The 2,954-nt window shown below is 52.5% G+C and carries 1 rRNA gene; it reads right to left on the reverse strand.

The features are described from left to right. Positions 1 to 13: 13 nt before the first annotated feature. Positions 14 to 2,895 (reverse strand): 23S ribosomal RNA (locus DIE08_RS35120). Between the last annotated feature and the right edge of the window lie 59 nt (positions 2,896 to 2,954).

Consider the following 2,954-nt stretch of genomic DNA (forward strand, 5'->3'; position numbering starts at 1 on the left):
ACAGACTTGTTATAGGATCAAGCCTTACGGGCAATTAGTATCAGTTAGCTGAACGCATTACTGCGCTTACACACCTGACCTATCAACGTCCTGGTCTCGAACGACCCTTCAAGGGGATCTAGTCCCCAGGGATATCTCATCTTAAGGCGAGTTTCCCGCTTAGATGCTTTCAGCGGTTATCTCTTCCGAACATAGCTACCCGGCGATGCCACTGGCGTGACAACCGGTACACCAGAGGTTCGTCCACTCCGGTCCTCTCGTACTAGGAGCAGCCCCCTTCAAATATCCAACGCCCACGGCAGATAGGGACCAAACTGTCTCACGACGTTTTAAACCCAGCTCACGTACCTCTTTAAATGGCGAACAGCCATACCCTTGGGACCGGCTACAGCCCCAGGATGAGATGAGCCGACATCGAGGTGCCAAACACCGCCGTCGATATGAACTCTTGGGCGGTATCAGCCTGTTATCCCCAGAGTACCTTTTATCCGTTGAGCGATGGCCCTTCCATACAGAACCACCGGATCACTATGACCTGCTTTCGCACCTGCTCGACTTGTCGGTCTCGCAGTTAAGCACGCTTATGCCATTGCACTATCAGCACGATTTCCGACCGTACCTAGCGTACCTTCGTACTCCTCCGTTACGCTTTGGGAGGAGACCGCCCCAGTCAAACTGCCTACCATGCACTGTCCCCGACCCGGATCACGGGCCAAGGTTAGAACCTCAAACAAACCAGGGTGGTATTTCAAGGACGGCTCCACCGAAACTAGCGTTCCGGTTTCATAGCCTCCCACCTATCCTACACAGATCGGTTCAAAGTCCAATGCAAAGCTACAGTAAAGGTTCATGGGGTCTTTCCGTCTAGCCGCGGGTAGATTGCATCATCACAAACACTTCAACTTCGCTGAGTCTCGGGAGGAGACAGTGTGGCCATCGTTACGCCATTCGTGCAGGTCGGAACTTACCCGACAAGGAATTTCGCTACCTTAGGACCGTTATAGTTACGGCCGCCGTTTACCGGGACTTCAATCAAGAGCTTGCACCCCATCATTTAATCTTCCGGCACCGGGCAGGCGTCACACCCTATACGTCCACTTTCGTGTTTGCAGAGTGCTGTGTTTTTATTAAACAGTCGCAGCCACCAGTTTATTGCAACCCCTTCACCCTCCTGGCGCAGGCCAGTCAAGCTACAAGGGCGTACCTTATCCCGAAGTTACGGTACCAATTTGCCGAGTTCCTTCTCCCGAGTTCTCTCAAGCGCCTTAGAATACTCATCTCGCCCACCTGTGTCGGTTTGCGGTACGGTCATCGTTAGACTGAAGCTTAGAGGCTTTTCTTGGAACCACTTCCAATTGCTTCGCTTCCGAAGAAGCTCGCGCCACACCCTTGAATTGCGCACCCGGATTTGCCTAAGTGCCTTCTCCAATGCAGCGACCGGGACTTCCAACACCCGGACAACCTTCCGCGATCCGTCCCCCCATCGCATCTAACAATGGTGCAGGAATATTGACCTGCTTCCCATCAGCTACGCATTTCTGCCTCGCCTTAGGGGCCGACTCACCCTACGCCGATGAACGTTGCGTAGGAAACCTTGGGCTTACGGCGAGGGGGCCTTTCACCCCCTTTATCGCTACTCATGTCAGCATTCGCACTTCCGATACCTCCAGCACCCTTTACAAGGCACCTTCGCAGGCTTACGGAACGCTCTCCTACCATGCGTGCAAAGCACGCATCCGCAGCTTCGGTATATAGCTTAGCCCCGTTACATCTTCCGCGCAGGACGACTCGATCAGTGAGCTATTACGCTTTCTTTAAAGGGTGGCTGCTTCTAAGCCAACCTCCTGACTGTTTTAGCCTTCCCACTTCGTTTCCCACTTAGCTATATTTGGGGACCTTAGCTGGCGGTCTGGGTTGTTTCCCTCTTGACACCGGACGTTAGCACCCGATGTCTGTCTCCCGTGATTGCACTCTTCGGTATTCGGAGTTTGCTATGGCGGGGTAATCTGCAATAGACCCCCCAACCATGACAGTGCTCTACCCCCGAAGGTGAGACACGAGGCACTACCTAAATAGTTTTCGGAGAGAACCAGCTATTTCCAAGTTTGTTTAGCCTTTCACCCCTATCCACAGCTCATCCCCTAACTTTTCAACGTTAGTGGGTTCGGACCTCCAGTACGTGTTACCGCACCTTCATCCTGGCCATGGATAGATCACTTGGTTTCGGGTCTACGCCCAGCAACTGAACGCCCTATTCGGACTCGCTTTCGCTACGCCTGCCCTATACGGTTAAGCTTGCTACTGAACGTAAGTCGCTGACCCATTATACAAAAGGTACGCCGTCACCCCTTACGAGGCTCCGACTGTTTGTATGCATGCGGTTTCAGGATCTATTTCACTCCCCTCCCGGGGTTCTTTTCGCCTTTCCCTCACGGTACTGGTTCACTATCGGTCGATCACGAGTATTTAGCCTTGGAGGATGGTCCCCCCATCTTCAGACAGGATTTCACGTGTCCCGCCCTACTTGTCGCACACCTAGTTCTTTCATACTGTTTTCGCCTACAGGGCTATCACCTGCTATGGCCGCACTTTCCAGAGCGTTCGGCTAACAATACAAATAAAGAGTGCAAGGCTCATCCCATTTCGCTCGCCACTACTTTGGGAATCTCGGTTGATTTCTTTTCCTGCGGTTACTTAGATGTTTCAGTTCACCGCGTTCGCTTCACATGACCTATGTATTCAGTCATGGATACTCCAAAAGGAGTGGGTTTCCCCATTCGGACATCTACGGATCAAAGCTCGTTTGCCAGCTCCCCGTAGCTTTTCGCAGGCTACCGCGTCCTTCATCGCCTGTGATCGCCAAGGCATCCACCACATGCACTTGTTCGCTTGACCCTATAACGAGTCTGTCTCGTTACAGGTTGAGTTCTCGCGTTGTGCCGTATTCCAATTGA

Source organism: Burkholderia sp. Bp9004 (assembly GCF_003858025.1).
GTDB classification, from domain to species: Bacteria; Pseudomonadota; Gammaproteobacteria; order Burkholderiales; family Burkholderiaceae; genus Burkholderia; species Burkholderia diffusa.